Annotated in this window: 13 protein-coding genes; 6 read left to right on the forward strand and 7 right to left on the reverse strand. The window is 72.2% G+C overall.

Features of this window, described 5'->3' with window-relative positions:
• Nucleotides 1-126 precede the first annotated feature (126 nt).
• Nucleotides 127-978: a mycothiol conjugate amidase Mca gene (gene mca, locus ABZ822_RS13195; protein WP_360852405.1), complete on the forward strand. Its 852-nt coding sequence runs from the start codon at nucleotides 127-129 to the stop codon at nucleotides 976-978.
• Nucleotides 979-982: 4 nt separating this feature from the next.
• Nucleotides 983-1,291 carry a hypothetical protein gene (locus tag ABZ822_RS13200; RefSeq protein ID WP_360851588.1) on the forward strand — a complete coding sequence of 103 codons (309 nt, stop codon included), beginning with the start codon at nucleotides 983-985 and terminating at the stop codon, nucleotides 1,289-1,291.
• Between the two features lie 515 nt (nucleotides 1,292-1,806).
• On the opposite strand, the gene ABZ822_RS13205 is transcribed toward ABZ822_RS13200, so the two are convergent.
• Nucleotides 1,807-5,100, reverse strand: a complete 3,294-nt coding sequence (locus ABZ822_RS13205) for a tetratricopeptide repeat protein (protein ID WP_360851591.1) — start codon at nucleotides 5,098-5,100, stop codon at nucleotides 1,807-1,809.
• A 132-nt stretch (nucleotides 5,101-5,232) separates the two neighbouring features.
• Between ABZ822_RS13205 and ABZ822_RS13210 the strand changes: the two genes are divergently transcribed.
• On the forward strand, nucleotides 5,233-7,299 hold the full coding sequence (locus ABZ822_RS13210) for a thioredoxin domain-containing protein (protein ID WP_360851593.1): 2,067 nt from the start codon (nucleotides 5,233-5,235) through the stop codon (nucleotides 7,297-7,299).
• Between the two features lie 111 nt (nucleotides 7,300-7,410).
• Here the strand turns inward: ABZ822_RS13210 and ABZ822_RS13215 are convergent, their stop codons facing one another.
• The gene (locus ABZ822_RS13215) at nucleotides 7,411-8,034 is read right to left on the reverse strand and encodes a TetR family transcriptional regulator (RefSeq protein WP_360851596.1); all 624 of its coding nucleotides are present in this window, start codon (nucleotides 8,032-8,034) and stop codon (nucleotides 7,411-7,413) included.
• Nucleotides 8,035-8,577: 543 nt separating this feature from the next.
• On the reverse strand, nucleotides 8,578-9,324 hold the full coding sequence (locus ABZ822_RS13220) for a hemolysin III family protein (RefSeq protein WP_360851599.1): 747 nt from the start codon (nucleotides 9,322-9,324) through the stop codon (nucleotides 8,578-8,580).
• 287 nt (nucleotides 9,325-9,611) lie between these two features.
• Between ABZ822_RS13220 and ABZ822_RS13225 the strand changes: the two genes are divergently transcribed.
• Entirely contained in the window at nucleotides 9,612-11,432 is a 1,821-nt protein-coding gene (locus ABZ822_RS13225) for a phosphoenolpyruvate carboxykinase (GTP) (RefSeq protein WP_360851602.1), read from the forward strand.
• Between the two features lie 95 nt (nucleotides 11,433-11,527).
• Here ABZ822_RS13225 and ABZ822_RS13230 read toward each other — a convergent pair whose 3' ends face one another.
• From ABZ822_RS13230 to ABZ822_RS13245, 4 genes are all read right to left on the reverse strand, one after another.
• Nucleotides 11,528-12,040, reverse strand: a complete 513-nt coding sequence (locus ABZ822_RS13230; RefSeq protein ID WP_360851604.1) for a hypothetical protein — start codon at nucleotides 12,038-12,040, stop codon at nucleotides 11,528-11,530.
• Between the two features lie 178 nt (nucleotides 12,041-12,218).
• Nucleotides 12,219-13,430: a pyridoxal phosphate-dependent aminotransferase gene (locus tag ABZ822_RS13235; RefSeq protein WP_360851606.1), complete on the reverse strand. Its 1,212-nt coding sequence runs from the start codon at nucleotides 13,428-13,430 to the stop codon at nucleotides 12,219-12,221.
• Between the two features lie 97 nt (nucleotides 13,431-13,527).
• Nucleotides 13,528-15,141, reverse strand: coding sequence for a D-aminoacylase (locus ABZ822_RS13240; RefSeq protein WP_360851609.1), 1,614 nt, complete (start codon nucleotides 15,139-15,141; stop codon nucleotides 13,528-13,530).
• 122 nt (nucleotides 15,142-15,263) lie between these two features.
• Entirely contained in the window at nucleotides 15,264-16,544 is a 1,281-nt protein-coding gene (locus tag ABZ822_RS13245; protein ID WP_360851612.1) for an amino acid deaminase, read from the reverse strand.
• 233 nt (nucleotides 16,545-16,777) lie between these two features.
• Here ABZ822_RS13245 and ABZ822_RS13250 point away from each other — a divergent pair, with 233 nt between their 5' ends.
• Nucleotides 16,778-17,878 carry a sugar kinase gene (locus tag ABZ822_RS13250; protein ID WP_360851615.1) on the forward strand — a complete coding sequence of 367 codons (1,101 nt, stop codon included), beginning with the start codon at nucleotides 16,778-16,780 and terminating at the stop codon, nucleotides 17,876-17,878.
• Complete coding sequence (locus ABZ822_RS13255) at nucleotides 17,875-18,621, forward strand: IclR family transcriptional regulator (RefSeq protein ID WP_360851618.1); 747 nt, start codon at nucleotides 17,875-17,877, stop codon at nucleotides 18,619-18,621. The genes ABZ822_RS13250 and ABZ822_RS13255 overlap by 4 nt, the downstream gene beginning before the upstream one ends.
• Nucleotides 18,622-18,646: the final 25 nt, after the last annotated feature.

Raw genomic sequence — 18,646 nt, forward strand, 5'->3', positions numbered from 1 at the left:
GGAATGTACGGCCCTTGGTTTCGGTCACTATAGAAGGCGCCTTCTCCGGATGGCGGAGCGGGCCGCGACCAGTGACTTAAGGATCTGAAGGATCAAGTCTTGACCGAGACCGAGCAACTGCGATTGATGGCAGTCCACGCCCACCCCGACGACGAGTCGAGCAAGGGCGCGGCGACGATGGCCAAGTACGTGTCCGAGGGGGTGGACGTACTGGTCGCGACCTGCACGGGAGGCGAACGCGGCTCCATCCTCAACCCCAAGCTGCAGGGCGACCCTTACATCGAGGCGCACATCCACGAGGTGCGAGCCAAGGAGATGGAGGAGGCGCGGCAGATCCTGGGCGTCAAGCAGGCATGGCTGGGGTTCGTGGACTCCGGTCTGCCCGAGGGCGACCCATTGCCGCCGCTGCCCGACGGGTGCTTCGCGCTGCAGGACGTCGACGAGGCGGCCGGTGCGCTGGTGAAGCTGATCCGCGAGTTCCGGCCGCACGTGATCACCACGTACGACGAGAACGGCGGATATCCGCACCCCGACCACATCATGACCCACAAGATCTCGATGGTGGCCTTCGAGGCCGCGGGCGATCCGGAGAAGTACCCGGAGGCCGGGGAGCCCTGGCAGCCGCAGAAGCTCTACTACAACCAGGGCTTCAACCGGCCCCGCACCCTCGCCCTGCACGAGGCGCTGCTCGCCCGCGGGATGGAGTCCCCGTACGGAGAGTGGCTGGACCGGTGGAAGCAGATCCAGCGGACCGAGCGGAACCTGACCACGCACGTGCCCTGCTCCGAGTTCTACCCGGTGCGCGACAAGGCGCTGATCGCTCACGCCACCCAGATCGACCCCGACGGCGGCTGGTTCCGGGTGCCGATGGAGATCCAGCAGGAGGTCTGGCCGACGGAGGAGTACGAGCTGGCGAAGTCTCTCGTCGATACCTCCCTACCCGAGGACGACCTCTTCGCAGGCATCCGCCAGAATTGACCGCATGACGATCGCGACCATGACGCAGCTCGTTCCCCTCGCCAAGGAGCTGGACGAGAACAAGGTGACGCCCGGCGTCCTCGGCTTCATCGTCTTCGCGCTGCTCGGTGGGGCCGTGTGGTTGCTGATGAAGAGCATGAACAAGCAGTTCCAGAAGATCGACTTCGAGGAGGCGCCCGCCGCGTCCGTGGCATCTTGTGGTGGAAGCCCGGCCGCCGAGGGCGACCGCGGAGCGGACCGGCCGGAGGGCTCCGCCTCCGGCCGCCCGGCGGACTCGTCCCCCGGCCGCACCGCGGACTCCACGAGCGACTAGCGCCGTCCCTCCGGCCGACGACCGGCCGGGCCCGGGGGCGGGCACTCGCCGTCAGCACCCCGCGCACCGGCGTGTGCCTCCGGCGGCGGCAGCCGTCGGTACGGGGCAGCCGTCGGTATGGGGCAGCCGTCGCGAGGCACCGGCGCGGGCCGCACCGATGCGGCCCGCGCTCAGCGGCACGAGGGCGTTGGGTGCGCTGCTGCCGGCACCAGCCGCTGAGGTCGGCCGTCGCTGTCGGTAGGCATCGCCCCGGGCGCGCCTCCATGCGGGCCCGCGCGTAACGGGGTGAGGGCGGCCGGTGCGCCGCTGTCGTCGGCACCCACGTGCACGGGCATGCCTCGGAGCAGGCTCGCGCCGAGCGGCGCGAGGGCTGCCCGGCGCCGCTGCCGCGACTCCTCGCCCGGAAACCAGCCGCAGGCGCCTGCGGAGTTCGGGCGCGGCCACCGCCGGGCGAACGCCGCCCGGCTGAGTCGCCCGCCGACGGACGAGTGTCCCTTCGCCCAACCTCCCTCGGTTCAGCTCGGGGCGGGCACGTCGACTCCCATCACCTCGCGGGAGTGCCGGGTGGGCACCATCCCCAGGCTCCAGGCCTGCCAGCCGGTTTCCGGCTCGACGCCGCGCTCGAGTATGAGCGCGTACGCCTCGGCGCAGTCCTCCAGTTTCGTGTCGCGCCGTCCGTGCGACTGCCCGAGGAGCTGAGTCAGCTCTTCCTGGGCCACGGCCGTGCCGACGACCGATCCGCCCGCGGAGGAGAACGGCAGCAGTGTGCAGCGGAGGAAACGCGCCCAGTCCTCGCCGCGCAGGTCGCCGTAGCTCGCGAACAGCCGTCCCGCCTCCTCCGCAAGTGCCAGGGCCTGGGCCGCGCGGCCGTTGCCCGCGTCGATCACGGCCAGTTCGATGCACGACCATGCCTCGCCGTGCGCGACGCCCACCCGGTGGAAGTCCTGCCGGGCGTCCTGCAGCAACTGCCGGGCGAATCCGCTGTTGCGGAGCGATCCGGTCTGGGCCGCCCGCTGGTCGCGGGTGACCCGTGCCGAGTGGTGCCGGGCGCAGGCCAGTCCGTAGACGTCCCGCATGCGGCTGAACATCGTGCGGGCCCGCTCCAGTTCACGGACCGCGGCGCCGTGCTCGCCGCGCTCCTCCAGGGCCTGGCCCAGGTAGTAGCGGGTCCATGCCTCGCCGCGGGCGTCCTCGTTGTCCCGGTGGCGCGACAGGGCCTGGTCGAGCTCGTCCTTCGCCGCTCCCACGTCGCCGTCGACGAGCCGGGCTCTGGCCAGCTCCGTGAGCGCCCACGCCTCGCCACGGCCGTCGAGTGTGCTGCCGTACTGATCGAGGGCGCGGCGGAGTTGCTTCTCCGCCGCTGGAACCTCGCCCATGCGCAGATACACCTGGCCGAGCTGGAAGTGCGTCCACGCCTGGCCGTGCAGGCTCTCGTTGGCACGGTGCAACTCCAGTGCCTCGCACAGCAGCTGGAGTGCCTCCGCGATCCGGGCCCGGTCGCGCTCCACCGCGCCCAGGGCGTGCAGCGTCCAGGCGCGGTCACCCCGCAGTTCGTCCCCGGACTGCATCTCCAGCGCTTCGCGGAGCTTGGCCGCCGCCTCCGGCAGATTGCCCTGGTGGTGCAGGGTGATGCCGAGATCGCGCAGGGCGCGGGCGACACCGGCGGCGTGATCGGCCTCCCGGTAGAGGTCCACGACGGAGGACAGGGTCGTACGCGCCTTGTCCAACTCGCCGAGCTGGCGTGCCGCGACACCCGTGCGCCACTGCACCGAGCGCATCAGAAGGCCCCGGTCCGCGGCCTTCGTCAGCTCGCTCAACTCCCCGAGTCGGTAGAGGTCGCCGCGGAGGAGGCAGTAGTCGCACAGCGCACCCAGCAGATGCAGGACCGCGGACTGGTCCACGTCCTCCGCGTGCCGCAGCTCCGCCGTGATGAAGCTCGACTCGTCGTCCAGCCAGCGCAGCGCCGCTTCGAGCGAGGTGAAACCGTGCGGTCCCACGGCACCCTTCTGGAAGGCGGCGTCCGCGCGCGTGGACGTCTTGCCGTCGACGAGGCGGATGACCGAGTCGGCCAACTCGGCGTAGCTGCGGATCAACCGCTCCTGCGCCGCCGAACGCTCGGTTGGCCCCTCCTCGTCGAGCAGCCGGGCCAGTGCGTAGCCGCGGACCAGATCGTGCAGGCGGTAGCGGCTGCCCCGGACGTGCTCGATCAGCCCCGCCTTGGCCAGGGCCGTCAGGTGCCGGCCCGCGTCCTGCTCGTCCGTGGCCAGCAGGGCCGCCGCCGCGGCCGCGCCCAGGCTGGCCCGCCCCGCCAGCGACAGCCGGCGCAGCAGTCTGCGGGCCGCCTCCGGCTGATCGGCGTACCGCAGGGCCAGCGCGCGCTCGACCGGGGTCGGCGCCGCGTGGGCGGCCAGGTCGGATGCGAGGGCGCTGGGCGTACGGGCGCCCAGCGAGGAACCGGCGACGCGGAGCGCCAACGGCAGCCCGCCGCACAGCTCGCGGACCTTGTCGCCCGCCTCCATGTCGTAGGGCCCCGCGTCCTCCGGCGCCACGGCCTTGAGCAACTCCTCGGCCGCGGCCGCCTCCAGCGGCTCGACGCCCAGCTCATGGACATGGGCCGGGAGGTCTTCCGGCAGCTCCAGCGGGCCGCGGGCGGTGATCAGCAGCAGGCTCTCGGAACGCTCGGGCAGCAGGACGCGCACCTGCTCCGGGTCCGACGCGTCGTCGAGGACGACGGTGACGGGCACCCCCGTCACATGCTGGTGGTACAGCTCGCTGAGCCGCTTGACCTGCTGCTCGGGTGACGAGCGCTCCCGGAACAGCAGTTGCTCGCGCGGTGCGCCGAGGCGGTTGAGCAGATGGAGCAGGGCGTCCCGCGTGGGCAGCGGGGGTTCACCAGGGCTGTCGCCGCGCAGGTCGACCACGCACGCCCCGCGGAACTGGTCCTTCAGGTGGTGCGCCGCCCGCACCGCGAGCGTCGTGCGGCCCGATCCGGGAGCGCCGTGGAGCACCACGACCGTCGGCTTGGTCTCCGTGCTCGCGCGGGCGGCCTGCACCCATTGCGCGATCTGCAGAAGTTGCGCACGCCGCCCGACGAACGGGCCGTCCTCCTCGGGCAGGTGGCCGAACGAGCGCTGGAGCACGCTCCGGCGCCGTGCCGCCGCGCTCTTGTCACTGCCGCGGAGCTTCGGGCCGCGCACGGGCGCCGGTGCGCCGCCCCGGTCGGATGCGGGGGACGACGACGCGCCACTGCTGCCGCGGCGCGTCGCGGCGGCGAGCATGCGCTGCTGGTCGAGGAAGGGCCGGATGCCCCGCACCTCCAGCGCCGTCAGCCACTCCAGCCTCAACTGCTCCGCACCACCGGGCTGACTTCGCAGCCCCGCGCGGCGGTGCGCCGAGGGCGCGTGCCCGGCCGTGAGCTTGATCAGTGCGGTCGCCGACCCCACGACGGCAACGGCGCCTGCGGTGCCCAGCGCGGTGCCCGCCGACGTGCCCAACCCCAGGTCCGCGCCGAAGGCGGCCACGGTGGCGGCGAGGGTCACCAGCGCGGGCGTGCCGAGTCGTTCGCGCGAGAGACGGCGCCCCAGCGGCTCCCGGTCCGCCTCCGATTCGTCCAGCGCCCTGACGTACGCGCCGTACTCCTCCGCCGCGGTCTCGGCCATCTCCGGCAGGGCCTCGCGCGCCCGCCCTGCGAGCAGGGCGGTGTCCGCGCTGCCTCCCGAGCGGCGCACTTCCTCTTCGATGGCGCGGGCCAGCAGCCTCTCGGCCTCCGCACGATGGATGTCCCGAAGGATCGCCATTGAGCCCGACATGGGCTTCCCCCTCCAGCAGCGATGTCGCGTGTTTCCAAGTCTTCCGCCTATCAAGGTTTTCCGTCAGCTCTGTGGATAACTCGACCTGTGGACAAACTCGGGGAAGCCGACCGGATGAGACAGGATGGGAGCATGCCGAACCGACTGGCCCACGAGACCTCGCCCTATCTCCTCCAGCACGCCGACAACCCCGTCGACTGGTTTCCCTGGTCGCCGGAGGCGTTCGCCGAGGCGCGGCGGCGCGATGTGCCCGTGCTGCTCAGCGTCGGCTATTCGTCGTGCCACTGGTGTCACGTCATGGCGCACGAGTCGTTCGAGGACGACGAGACCGCCGACTATCTCAACGCGCACTTCGTGCCCGTGAAGGTGGACCGCGAGGAGCGGCCCGACGTGGACGCCGTCTACATGGAGGCGGTGCAGGCCGCCACCGGCCAGGGTGGCTGGCCGATGACCGTGTTCCTCACCTCCGAGGCCGAGCCCTTCTACTTCGGTACCTATTTCCCGCCCCGGCCGCGCCACGGCATGCCCTCGTTCCGTCAGATCCTGGAGGGCGTCCAGGGCGCGTGGGCCGACCGCAGGGAGGAGGTCGGCGACGTCGCCGGGCGTATCGTCCGCGAGCTGTCGTCCCGTTCGCAGGCGCTGAGCTCCGGTGGGACCCAGCCGCCCGGTGAGGACGACCTGCATGCCGCGCTGCTCGCGCTCACCCGCGAGTACGACGAGTCGAACGGTGGATTCGGCGGCGCCCCCAAGTTCCCGCCGTCCATGGTCCTGGAGTTCCTGCTGCGCCACCATGCGCGCACCGGCTCCGAGGGCGCCCTGCAGATGGCGCAGGACACCTGCGAGCGCATGGCCCGCGGCGGAATCTACGACCAGCTCGGCGGCGGCTTCGCCCGCTACGCCGTCGACCGCACCTGGACCGTCCCGCACTTCGAGAAGATGCTCTACGACAACGCCCTGCTGTGCCGGGTGTATGCGCATCTGTGGCGCTCCACGGGGTCGGATCTCGCCCGGCGCGTGGCGCTGGAGACCGCGGACTTCATGGTGCGTGAACTCCGTACACCGGAGGGCGGGTTCGCCTCGGCGCTCGACGCGGACAGCCCCGCGTTCGAGGGCGAGGAAGCCACCACCGGCAAGCATGTCGAGGGCGCGTTCTACGCGTGGACACCGGAGCAACTCCGCGCGGTGCTGGGCGAGGAGGACGCCGTGCTCGCCGCCGGGCACTTCGGTGTCACCGAGGAGGGCACCTTCGAGAAGGGTCTGTCGGTGCTCCAGCTGCCCGGGGACGGGCTCACCGACGCCGCCCGCACCGAGTCCATCCGGCAGCGCCTCCTGGCCGCCCGCGACACCCGGCCCCGTCCGGGACGGGACGACAAGGTCGTCACCGCGTGGAACGGCCTGGCCGTCGCCGCCCTCGCGGAGACCGGCGCCTACTTCGACCGGCCCGATCTGACCGCAGCCGCCCTCGACGCCGCCGACCTGATCGTCCGCGTCCACATGGACCAGGCGGGCCGCCTCGCCCGTACCTCGCGCGACGGCACCGCGGGCGACAACTCCGGTGTCCTGGAGGACTACGCCGACACCGCGGAGGGCTTCCTCGCCCTGTCCGCGGTCACCGGCGAGGGCGTGTGGAGCGAGTTCGCGGGCCTGCTCCTGGACACCGTGCTGCGCCATTTCGCCGGCGCCGACGGCGACTTGTACGACACCCCCGACGACGGCGAGGTGCTCATCCGGCGCCCGCAGGACCCGACCGACAACGCCGCGCCGTCCGGCTGGACCGCCGCGGCCGGTGCCCTTCTGTCGTACGCGGCCCTCACCGGCAGCAGCCGCCACCGCACCGCCGCCGAGCGGGCGTTGGGTGTCGTCAGAACTCTGGGACCGCGGGCCCCGCGGTTCATCGGCTGGGGGCTGGCGGCCGCCGAGGCCGCGCTGGACGGGCCGCGCGAGGTGGCCGTCGTCGGCGCGCAGGGCGACCCCGGCACCGACGCCCTGCACCGTACGGCCCTGCTGGGCACGGCGCCCGGGGCCGTGGTGGCGGTCGGCGTCCCCGGCGACGAGGACGGCGACGGCGTACCGCTCCTGCGCGACCGGCCGCTGGTGGACGGACACCCGGCCGCGTATGTGTGCCGCAACTTCACCTGTGACGCCCCGACCACCGACCCCGCGGTGCTGGCCGGGAAGGTGGGCAGCCGCGCGGGCTGACGCCGAGTGGCGCGGCGGTCGAACTGCGCGAAGCGGTCGAGCGGGCTGCCGCCCGGCCGTCCCGCGCGGCGCGGAGGCGACCGGCGTTCGGTCCCGACGGGTGGACGGCGGTCAGAGGCTCAAGCCGCGTCCGAGCGTCCCCAGCGTCCGGTCGAGGAGGTCCGCGAGGTCGTCCTGCGCGTCGTGCTCGATCCAGTGGAGCATCGCTTCCTCGACGGCCGCGAGCACCACGGCCGCGAACACCCGCAGCTCCAGGTCGTCCACGGAACGGCCGGTGCGCTCGGCCAGTACGGCGCAGAGCATCCGCCCGGTCGCCACGTGGCTCTCGGCCATCCTCGTGCGGATGGCCGGTACGTCGCGGACCAGGCGTGCCCGCAGCAGCATCTCCTCCTGCCCCTGGGCGGCGAAGAGGCGCACGGTCCCGGCCATCACATGGCGGACGGATTCCAGCGGGGGCTCGCCGTCGGGGCGCTTACGCAACTCCTGTTCCATGACCGCGTCGCACTCCTCGGTCAGGACGATCTCTTCCTTCGAGGGGAAGTAGCGGAGGACGGTGCTGGGCGAGACCTCGGCGGCCCCGGCGATCTGCTCGACGGGGGTGGCGTCGTAGCCCTGCTCGGCGAAGAGCCGGTAGGCCGCGTCGCGGATGGCCTGCCGCGTCTTGATCTTCTTCCGTTCCCGCAGCCCGAGGCGGGGGCGGGATGCGGTGCCGGGAACGGTGCGCGCGCGAGCCATGGGGGCCATTGTCGGTGATCGGAGCCGACCCGGGCCATGCATGATCAGGAACGGGAGGGCGTGCGGCTCGACGGGCCGCGTACGAGCGCCCCTACGCGCCGGTGCGCGCATCGGTGCATCAGCCTGTGGCCTGCGGGTCCAGCTCCGCCGCCAGTCCCGCTCCGCTTGCGGTCGCGCTCGCGTGCGCCCCGCATCAGCCCGCGGATGGCCGCCCCTCGCCGCCCCGCGGCCCTGAATGCCCCACGGCCCTGAACGCCCCGCGCCTCTGACCGTCCCGCGGCCCTCGCCGCCCGCGGCCCTGAACGCCCCGCGCCTCTGACCGTCCCGCGGCCCTCGCCGCCCGCGGCCCTGAACGCCCCGCGCCTCTGACCGTCCCGCGCCTCTGACCGCCTCCGGCCCCGCCGCGCCGCCGTCGCCCAGGACCCGACGCGCCTCCGCCGCCCAGCGCCCGTCGTCTTCCGTCGCCCGTCGTCTTCCGTCACCCGGCGCCTTCCGCCGCCCGCCGCCTGTGCCGCCCCGCCGCGGGCGCCTGGCCGGGGCCCGTCAGCCGTGCTGGTACGCGACCAGCGAGATCCCCACGTAGTGGACGACGAACGCCGCCAGCGTGAGGGAGTGGAACACCTCGTGGAAGCCGAACCAGCGCGGTGAGGGGTTCGGCCGCTTGATCCCGTAGATCACGCCCCCTGCGCTGTAGAGGAGGCCGCCGATGATCACCAGGACGAGCACCGCGATGCCGCCCTTCTGCAGGAAGTCGGGCAGGAAGAAGACCGCCGCCCAGCCCATCGCGATGTAGCAGGGGGTGTAGAGCCAGCGCGGCGCCCCCACCCAGAAGACCCGGAACACTATTCCGGCGACGGCCGCCGCCCAGATCGCCCACAGCAGCGCCTGCCCGCGCCCGTCCGGGACGAGCAGGATCGTGAACGGTGTATACGTTCCGGCGATGATCAGGAAGATGTTCGCGTGGTCAAGGCGCCGCAGCACGGCCGTGACCCGCGGACTCCAGTTCCCCCGGTGATAGAGCGCGCTGATCCCGAAGAGCAGGCAGGCGGTCAGGGTGTATACGGCGCAGGCGATCCGCCCGCGCGTGCTGTCCGCCAGTGCTGTCAGGAAGACGCCCGAGATCAGGGCGGCCGGAAACATCCCCGCGTGCAGCCAGCCGCGCAGCAGAGGTTTGACCGGTATCGGCAGGTGGAGAGGGTCTGGGCCGGAGGGGGACTCGGAGCCGGATTCGGAGGGGGAGGAGTCGTCGGACGCGGCGTCGGGTACGGCGTCGTGCGCGGCGGCAGTCATGGGCGACATGCTACCTACGGGTCCGTAAGTTACGTCCAGGTATCGAGTGGCGATGCTCACGAGGGCGCCCCCTGGACAGAATCTCACTCGGGTCGGATGATCAAATGAGTACGGTCGGCACCGGATGAGCGGTCACGAAGCATCCGGGTCGCAGCCCCCACGGGGCAACTACTTCCATAGAACGGACTCCCTCCCCTTCTCCAGGCGGCGGGACCCCGGCTCAGGGGCGTCCGTACAACCCTCATACCTGTCGCCGGGGCGCGGACCCGGCGTGGAACGGAGCGATCGTGGCGCGCAGCAATGCGGCTCCCAAGCCCCCCACCAACCATCAGGAACTGGTCACGTGGGTCGACGAGATCGTCGCCCTGACCCAGCCCGACGAGGTTGTCTGGTGCGACGGGTCCGAGGCCGAGTACGAGCGCCTGTGCGAGGTGCTCGTCGCCAAGGGCACGTTCAAGAAGCTCGACCCGATCAAGCGCCCCAATTCGTACTACGCCGCGTCCGACCCCAGTGACGTGGCGCGCGTGGAGGACCGCACCTTCATCTGCTCCGAGAAGGAGGAGGACGCGGGCCCCACGAACCACTGGAAGGCCCCCGCCGAGATGCGGGAGATCTTCGCCGGGCAGGAGGGTGTCTTCCGGGGCTCGATGCGCGGCCGCACGATGTACGTGGTGCCGTTCTGCATGGGGCCGCTGGGCTCGCCGCTCTCCGCCATCGGCGTGGAGATCACCGATTCCGCCTACGTCGCCGTCGCCATGCGCACCATGACCCGCATGGGACAGGCCGTTCTCGACGAGCTGGGCGAGGACGGCTTCTTCGTGAAGGCCGTGCACACCCTCGGCGCGCCGCTGGAGCCCGGTCAGGCCGATGTGCCGTGGCCGTGCAACAGCACCAAGTACATCTCGCACTTCCCGGAGAGCCGGGAGATCTGGTCGTACGGCTCGGGCTACGGCGGCAACGCGCTGCTCGGCAAGAAGTGCTACGCGCTGCGCATCGCCTCCGTCATGGCGCGCGACGAGGGCTGGCTCGCCGAGCACATGCTCGTGCTGAAGCTGACCCCGCCGCAGGGCGCGCCCAAGTACGTCGCCGCGGCCTTCCCGTCGGCGTGCGGCAAGACCAACCTCGCGATGCTCGAGCCGACCATCCCCGGCTGGACGGTCGAGACCATCGGTGACGACATCGCCTGGATGCGCTTCGGCGAGGACGGCCGACTCTACGCGATCAACCCCGAGGCCGGTTTCTTCGGTGTCGCGCCCGGCACAGGCGAGCACACCAACGCCAACGCCATGAAGACCCTGTGGGGCAACTCGGTCTTCACCAATGTCGCGCTCACCGAGGACGGCGACGTCTGGTGGGAGGGCATGACCGAGGAGACCCCGGAGCGCCTGACCGACTGGAAGGGCAACGCCTGGACCCCGGAGAGCGGCACGCCGGCGGCGCACCCCAACGCCCGCTTCACCGTCCCCGCCGCCCAGTGCCCGACCATCGCGCCCGAGTGGGAGGACCCCCGGGGCGTGCCGATCTCGGCGATCCTCTTCGGCGGGCGCCGCGCCTCGGCCGTGCCGCTGGTGACCGAGTCCTTCACCTGGCAGCACGGTGTCTTCCTCGGCGCCAACGTGGCGAGCGAGAAGACCGCGGCGGCCGAGGGCAAGGTCGGCGAGCTGCGCCGCGACCCGTTCGCCATGCTGCCGTTCTGCGGCTACAACATGGGCGACTACATGGGCCACTGGGTCAAGGTCGGCCAGGACAAGGACCAGTCCAAGCTGCCGAAGATCTACTACGTGAACTGGTTCCGCAAGGACGCAGGCGGCCGCTTCGTGTGGCCGGGCTTCGGTGAGAACGGCCGCGTGCTCAAGTGGATCGTCGAGCGGCTGGACGGCAAGGCCGAGGGCGTCGAGACGCCGATCGGTGTGCTGCCGACGAAGGAGGCCCTGGACACCAAGGGGCTCGACATCTCCGACGGCGACCTCGACTTCCTGCTGACGGTCGACAAGGAGGTGTGGCGCGAGGAGGCCGCTCTGGTCCCCGAGCACCTCAACACCTTCGGTGACCACACGCCGAAGGAGCTGTGGGACGAGTACCGCGCGCTCGTCGAGCGCCTCGGCTGAGACGGAGAGCACCGGCCGGCCACGCCACGGCCGGCCGGTGATCGCATGAGTGGCACCTGGGCCGCGCACCTCGAAGGTGCGCGGCCCAGGGCCGTTCAGTGGGCCGCGCTCAGCGTGCGCGAGGCGGCGGATGAGGCCGCGGGGGCGGCCGGGGCGGTGGCGCCGAGGTCTCCGGCGCCGTCCAGCGCCGCGGCGTGGAGGTCCATCTGCTCGGCGGAGAGGATCGCGGCGGCGGTGTCCGCGCGGGACGCGGCGACCACCAGGGCCCGGCCGGCGAGCGCGTGCGCCCGCCGGTGCAGGGCGGCTCTCCGGGCGTCGCCCGCCGCGGTACGGGTGGCACCGTCCGCGCCCGGCGCCGCGGAAGGCTCGGGGACGCGCACCGGGCTCGGTGACCGCCGCAGCCGCGCGACCTGCTCGGCGATGCGGTTCGCGGCACGGTCGAGGGCCCGGTCGGCGGCCGGTGACGCCGCCCGCAGCTCATCGGTCACCGCCAGGAGTGCCGCCAGATGCGCGGCGAGCTGGATGTCCAGCTCCTCTTCCCGGGAGCGGTGGGGGAACTCCTGCTCGGCGGTGGAGTGGACCGACTTGGTGCGGATCGGCTCGTACATGGTGGCCTCCAGCCGTGTTCAGGAGTCCATCCTACATTGGACGCTGTCTAAAGTTCAGCCGAGTCGCGGATCCGTACCGAACCGTGGAAAGCCCGTCCCGGTCGCGGAAAAGCCCGCCCCGGGCACGACATCGGCCGTGCCCGGGGCGGGCTTGATCGAGATTTGCGGGGCTACGGAGCTACGGCTGGCCGTAGCCGTCGAGGAACTGGCCGATCCGGTTGACCGCGTCCGCCAGGTCCTCCTTGTGCGGCAGGGTGACGATCCGGAAGTGGTCGGGCTCCGGCCAGTTGAAGCCCGTACCGTGCACGATCATGATCTTCTCGGACCGCAGCAGGTCAAGGACGAGCTGCCGGTCGTCCTTGATCTTGTAGACCTTCGGGTCGAGCCGCGGGAAGGCGTACAGCGCGCCCTTGGGCTTCACGCACGTCACGCCCGGGATCTGCGTCAGCAGCTCGTACGCGGTGTCGCGCTGCTCCAGCAGCCGCCCGCCCGGCAGGACCAGGTCGTTGATCGACTGGCGTCCGCCGAGGGCCGTGGCCACCGCGTGCTGCGCCGGCATGTTGGCGCACAGCCGCATGTTGGCGAGGATCGTCAGGCCCTCGATGTAGCTGCCGGCGTGCTCCTTCGGACCGCAGACCGCCATCCAGCCGCTGCGGTAGCCCGCCACCCGGTACGCCTTGGACAGCCCGTTGAAGGTCAGCGTCAGCAGGTCCGGGGCGAGGGTCGCGGTCGGGGTGTGGGTGGCGTCGTCGTAGAGGATCTTGTCGTAGATCTCGTCGGAGCAGACGATCAGGTTGTGGCGGCGGGCGATCTCGGTGAGGCCGCGCAGCAGTTCGTCGTCGTAGACCGCGCCCGTCGGGTTGTTGGGGTTGATGACGACGAGGGCCTTGGTGCGGTCGGTGACCTTGCGCTCGATGTCCGCGAGGTCGGGCATCCAGTCCGCCTGCTCGTCGCAGCGGTAGTGCACCGCGGTGCCGCCCGCCAGGGAGACTGCGGCGGTCCAGAGCGGATAGTCGGGCGCTGGGACGAGCACCTCGTCGCCGTCGTCGAGCAGCGCCTGCATCGACATCTGGATCAGCTCGGAGACGCCGTTGCCGAGGTAGATGTCCTCGACGTCCAGCTCGATCCCTTGCGTCTGGTAGTGCTGCATGACCGCGCGCCGGGCCGACAGCAGGCCCTTGGCGTCGCCGTAGCCGTGGGCCGACCCCACGTTGCGCACCATGTCCTCGAGGATCTCGGGCGGGCAGTCGAAGCCGAACGGCGCCGGATTGCCCGTGTTGAGCTTGAGGATCTGATGACCTGCCGCTTCCAGCCGCATAGCCTCCTCGAGGACCGGGCCACGGATCTCGTAGCAGACATTGGCGAGCTTGGTTGACTGGATCACCTGCATGTCCGACACGATACGGCCGGGCGACGGGGGCGGCGCGATGTTTTCCGCCACGCGGGCGGCGCTCCGAGGCCGTGCCGTCAGGGGTGCGCCCCGGTGATCACGCCCCGCGCGTCCGGCGCACCGACCGGCCCGCGAGGACATCCGTGCGCCTCCCGTCTTCGATGACAAAGCGGCCGTCGACGAGCACATGCGGAATCCCGGTGGGGAGGGTCCGCGGATCTTGGAAAGTGGAGCCCGCCGCGACCGTCTCCGGATCGAAGAGGACGAGGTCGGCGCGGTGTCCTTCCCGTACGAGGCCCCGGTCCGGCAGCCGCAGACGGGCCGCGGGACGCGACGTGAGATGGGCCACGCACTCCTCGAGCGACAGCACACCGAGATCGCGGACGTAGTGGCCGAGGTAGTGCGGAAAGGTTCCGTACGCCCGCGGGTGCGGCTTGTCACCGCGCAGAATGCCGTCGCTCCCACCGGTGTGGACGCGGTGCCGCATGATCGCCCGGACGTTCTCCTCATGGCCGACGTGCTGGAGGATCGTCGACCCCAGCCGGTCCTCCAGCAGCAGACGGCGGGCGGTGACGAAGGGCTCCTCGCCGCGGTCGGCCGCGCCGCGGGCGATGGTGAGACCGACGTGGTCCTTCAGCGACGGGTCGGAGACACCCGAGATCTCGATCGTGTCCCAGTCGATGGGGACGCCGTGGCAGCCGTCGGCCCCCTCGACCTCCATGGCGTGCCGGATGCGCTCGGCCGTCGCGTCGTCCCGCAGACGCGCCAGTACCGCGTCGGGACCGCCCTCGCTCGCCCAGCTCGGCAGCATCGCCACGAGGGTCGTGCAGCCGGGCAGATACGGATAGGTGTCGAGGGAGATGTCGGCGCCGTCGTCGAGCGCCCGGTCGAGCAGCGTGAGCAGCTCGGGCGCCCGGCCCTGGTTGACCCCGAAGTTGAGGGTGGCATGGGCCAGGTGCAGGGCGCAGCCGGCGTCCCGGGCCACCGCGACCATCTCCTCGTACGCCTCCAGGGCCCCGGCGCCGTACGAGCGGTGGTGCGGGCAGTAGTAGCCGTCGTACTGCGCCACCACCCGGCACAGATCGGTCAGTTCGGAGTCCGGGGCGTACATGCCCGGGGTGTAGGTGAGGCCGGAGGACAGCCCGACGGCACCCTGCTCCAGCCCCTCGGCGACGAGCAGTTGCATCCGGGCCAGTTCGGCGGTGGTCGCGGGGCGGTCGTCCCAGCCGACGGCGAGCATCCGGACGGTGCCCTGGGGGACGAGGTAGGCGGCGTTGACGGCGATGCCCTCGCCTTCGAACCCGTGGTCCAGGCGGTCGAGGTACTCGCCGACGCTGCGCCAGCTGAAGTCGATGTCGGATCCGTCGCCGTTCCAGCCGGTGATCTGGGTGCGGACCTCGGCGAGGGTCCGGTCGTCGACGGGTGCGTACGACAGGCCGTCCTGGCCGACGACCTCGAGGGTCACGCCCTGGGCGGCCTTCGCCTCGTGCGCGGGGTCGCGCAGGAGGGCGAGGTCGCTGTGGGCGTGCATGTCGATGAATCCGGGGGAGAGGGCGAGCCCGGCGGCGTCCACGACGCGGGCCGCGGTGGGACGGGACTCGCCCTCCCGCGCGATGCGCGCGATGCGGCCCGCGTCGACGCCGACGTCGGCGCGGTACGAAGGCCCGCCGGTCCCGTCGATGACGCTGGCGTCGCGGAACACGAGATCCATGCGGGGTGCCTCTTCCTGTCCGTGCGGGGCCGTGCGGTTCCGTGCGTACGTGCGGTTCCGTGCGTGCGGTGCGGCGGTGTCTTCGCCGGGGAGAGGCCGTGCCGTCGCCGGGGGGAAGGGGCCTAGAAGAAGGTGCGGATGAAGTCGGTGACCGTGGACCGGTCCGTGGTGACGGGGATCAGCTGCCACTTGTCGAAGGACGTGCAGGGGTGCGAGAGCCCCAGACCGACCCAGTCGCCGACCTCCAGCTCCGTGCCCTCCGCCAGCCGCAGCCACGCGTGCTGGTCGGACAGGCCGGAGACCGTGATGCCGGTGGCGGGGCGGAGCGAGCCGTCGCGGGCGGAGCGGACGACCTGGGGCTCGGGGAGGTCGATGTCGTACGCGGCGTCGCGCTTACCGGCGTTGACGAACGCCTGGCCCGGCTCGGGGCGTGAGACGACCTGCGTCCACAGCCGGAACGCGGGGTGCAGCGCGCCCTCCTCCGGCACCCGGTTGAACGGTGTGATGCGGCGGTAGTGGCCGTCGTCGTGGGAGACGTACGCGCCGGAGCGCAGCAGCTTCAGCACCGGCCGGGACAGGGCGGGAACGCCCGCGAAGACGTCCGCGACCGTGTCGAACCAGGCGCTGCCGCCCGCGCTCAGCACGATCTCGTCGAGGTCCGCGAAGCGCCCGTCCCGGTCGAAGGCGACGGTCAGGGCCACGAGCCGGTCCAGCCAGGCGCGGACGCGCTCGCCGTCCGGCTTCGGGACCTCGCCCTCGTATCCGGCCACGCCGACGAGCCGCAGGGTGGGCGCGGCCGCGACGGCGTCGGCGACCGCCGTGCAGTCGGCCTCCGTACGGGCTCCCGTGCGCGCCCCGTCCCCCGCGCCCAGTTCGATCACCACCTCCACCGGGCGGCGGGCGCCGCAGGCGCGCAGGGCCTCGTCCATCAACTCCACGCCGCGCACGGAGTCGGCGTAGGTGATGCAGCGGAAGTCCGGGTGGGCGTCCAGCTCGCCGGCGAGCCAGCGCAGCGCGGCGGCGTCGACCAGTTCGTTGGCGAGGAAGATCCGCCGGACGCCGAACGCCCGGTAGACACGCGCCTGGTGGGGCACGGCGGCGGTGATGCCCCACGCGCCGCGCTCGATCTGGAGCTCGAAGAGCTGGGGGGACATGGAGGTCTTGCCGTGCGGGGCGAACGCGAGACCGTGCTCGGCCGCGTAGTGCTCCATCAGGGCGAGGTTGTGCTCCATGGCCTCGGAGGAGAGGGCGAGGACCGGGGTGGTGAAGCCCCCGTCGAACAGATCGCGCCGCTGGGCGGCCAGTTCGCCGACGGTGAGTCCGTCCGCGTCCGGCGGCAGCCCCTTGAAGCGGTGGTCGATCGGCTCGTCCGCGAGTCGTCCGGCGGCGGTGTCGGCGGCCATGGAGGCTCCTCCGGTTCCTCGTTGCATCATCTGCAACCCTCATTGCGTATGTCGCTGGTGGCTGTCTAACATCCACGCAACCACCGGGTCAATGGTGGACGGAAGCCCTGGCGGGAGTCCTCCAGGACCGCCGTAGGGAGAGCCGCCGAGCCCTCCGTACGGCCCCCGGCGGCCGCCGCCGCAACGCGAGCACCGGCGGGGAACGCGAGCAACAGCGAGGAGAGCGCCGGACCGTGATCGCACTGCCGAACGCCGACGTCGTCTGCCTGGGCGAATCCCTGGTCACCTTCGTGCCCTCGCTCCCCGGCCGCCTCGCCGACGTGCCCGCCTTCGAACGCGGCATCGGCGGAGCGGAGTCGAACGTCGCCTGCGCTCTGGCGCGTTCGGGACACACCGCCCGCTGGGTCAGCCGCGTCGGCGCGGACGGCTTCGGCGACCATCTGCTGGCGGAGATCGCCGCGCACGGCGTCGACACCTCCGCCGTCCAGCGCGACCCGCACCGCCGCACCGGCATCTACTTCCGCACGGCGGGCGAGCGCGCGACCACCGCGGACGGCACGGAGGCGGGCCACGCCGAAGTCCTCTACTACCGGGCGGGTTCCGCGGCGTCCGCCATGGCGCCCGGGCTGCTGGAGCGCCGGTCGCTGTGGAGCGCGCGGATCCTCCACGTCACGGGCATCACCGCGGCGCTCTCGCCGAGCTGCCTCGACGTCCTGCGGATGATCACCACCCCCGCCCCCGGCCGCCCTCTGATCTCCTTCGACGTCAACTACCGCCTCGGGCTGTGGAAGGACGCGGCGGCCCGGTCCGCCCTGCCGGACACCGGCGACGCACCGGGCCCCGCCGTCCTCCTCGACCTCGCCCGCGGCAGCGACATCGTCTTCGTCGGCGAGGACGAGGCGGCCGCGGCCTGGGATCTGCGCGGCCCCGAAGCCGTACGGGACGCACTCCCCGAACCCCGGATCCTCGTGGTCAAGCAGGGGGCCGCCGGTGCCACCGCGTACGCCCGCCAGGCCGACGGCACCGACACCGTCACCGCCGAACCGGCCCTGCGCGTCGAGGTCGTCGCCCCCGTCGGCGCTGGCGACGCCTTCGCCGCGGGCTTCCTCTCCGGCACCCTGCGCGGACTGCCCACGGCGGCGCGGCTCCGCCACGGCCACCTCATGGCCGCCGCCGCGCTCACCGTCCCCGGCGATCTCGCCGTCCCGCCCTCCCGCGGCCACGCCGACCGTCTGGCCGCTCTCGACCCCGCCCGGTGGGGGACACTGCGTCTCGGCCCCGGCTGGACGGCGGACGGGGCGGGCACCGGACGCGTGGAGGTACGCACACCATGAGTCAGACCGTCGATCGCGCGCTGAGCATCCTGCCGCTGCTCGCCGAGGGACCCGCGGGCCTCGAGCAGGTCGCGCGGCGGCTCGGTGTGCACAAGTCGACCGCCCTGCGGCTGCTGCGCACCCTGCACGAGCACGGCATCGTCTACCGCCAGCAGGACCAGCGCTACCGGCTCGGGGCCCGCCTGTTCGCCCTCGCCCAGGAGGCGATGGAGAACCTCGACGTCCGCGAGATCGCCCACCCCCATCTCGTCGAGCTGAACGAGCGGTGCGGGCACACCGTCCACCTCGCGGTCTACGAGGAGAACGAGGTCCTCTACATCGACAAGGTCGAGAGCCGCTACCCGGTCCGGATGTACTCGCGGATCGGCAAGCCCGTCGCGATAACCGTCGCCGCCGTCGCCAAGCTGCTCCTGGCCGATCTGCCCGAGCCGGAGCGGCGCGCGCTCGCCGAACGGCTCGACTACCCCCTCTACACGCCCCGTTCGACGCCCCACGCGGCGGCCTTCCTCAAGGAGCTGGCCGCCGTACGGGAGCAGGGCTGGGCCACCGACCTCGGCGGCCACGAGGAGTCGATCAACTGCGTCGGGGCGCCGATCCGCGGCGCGGACGGGCGCGTCGCCGCCGCCTGCTCCGTCTCCGCCCCGAACGTGGTGGTCAGCGCCGACGAACTCCTCACCCTCCTCCCGCTGGTGCGCAGAACGGCGGAGGCCATCAGCCGCGACTACTCGGGCAGAACTTCGTAGCCCGGTACCGGGACACCCGCCACCG

Source organism: Streptomyces sp. NPDC047108 (genome assembly GCF_040643575.1).
In the GTDB taxonomy this organism is placed as follows: Bacteria; Actinomycetota; Actinomycetes; order Streptomycetales; family Streptomycetaceae; genus Streptomyces.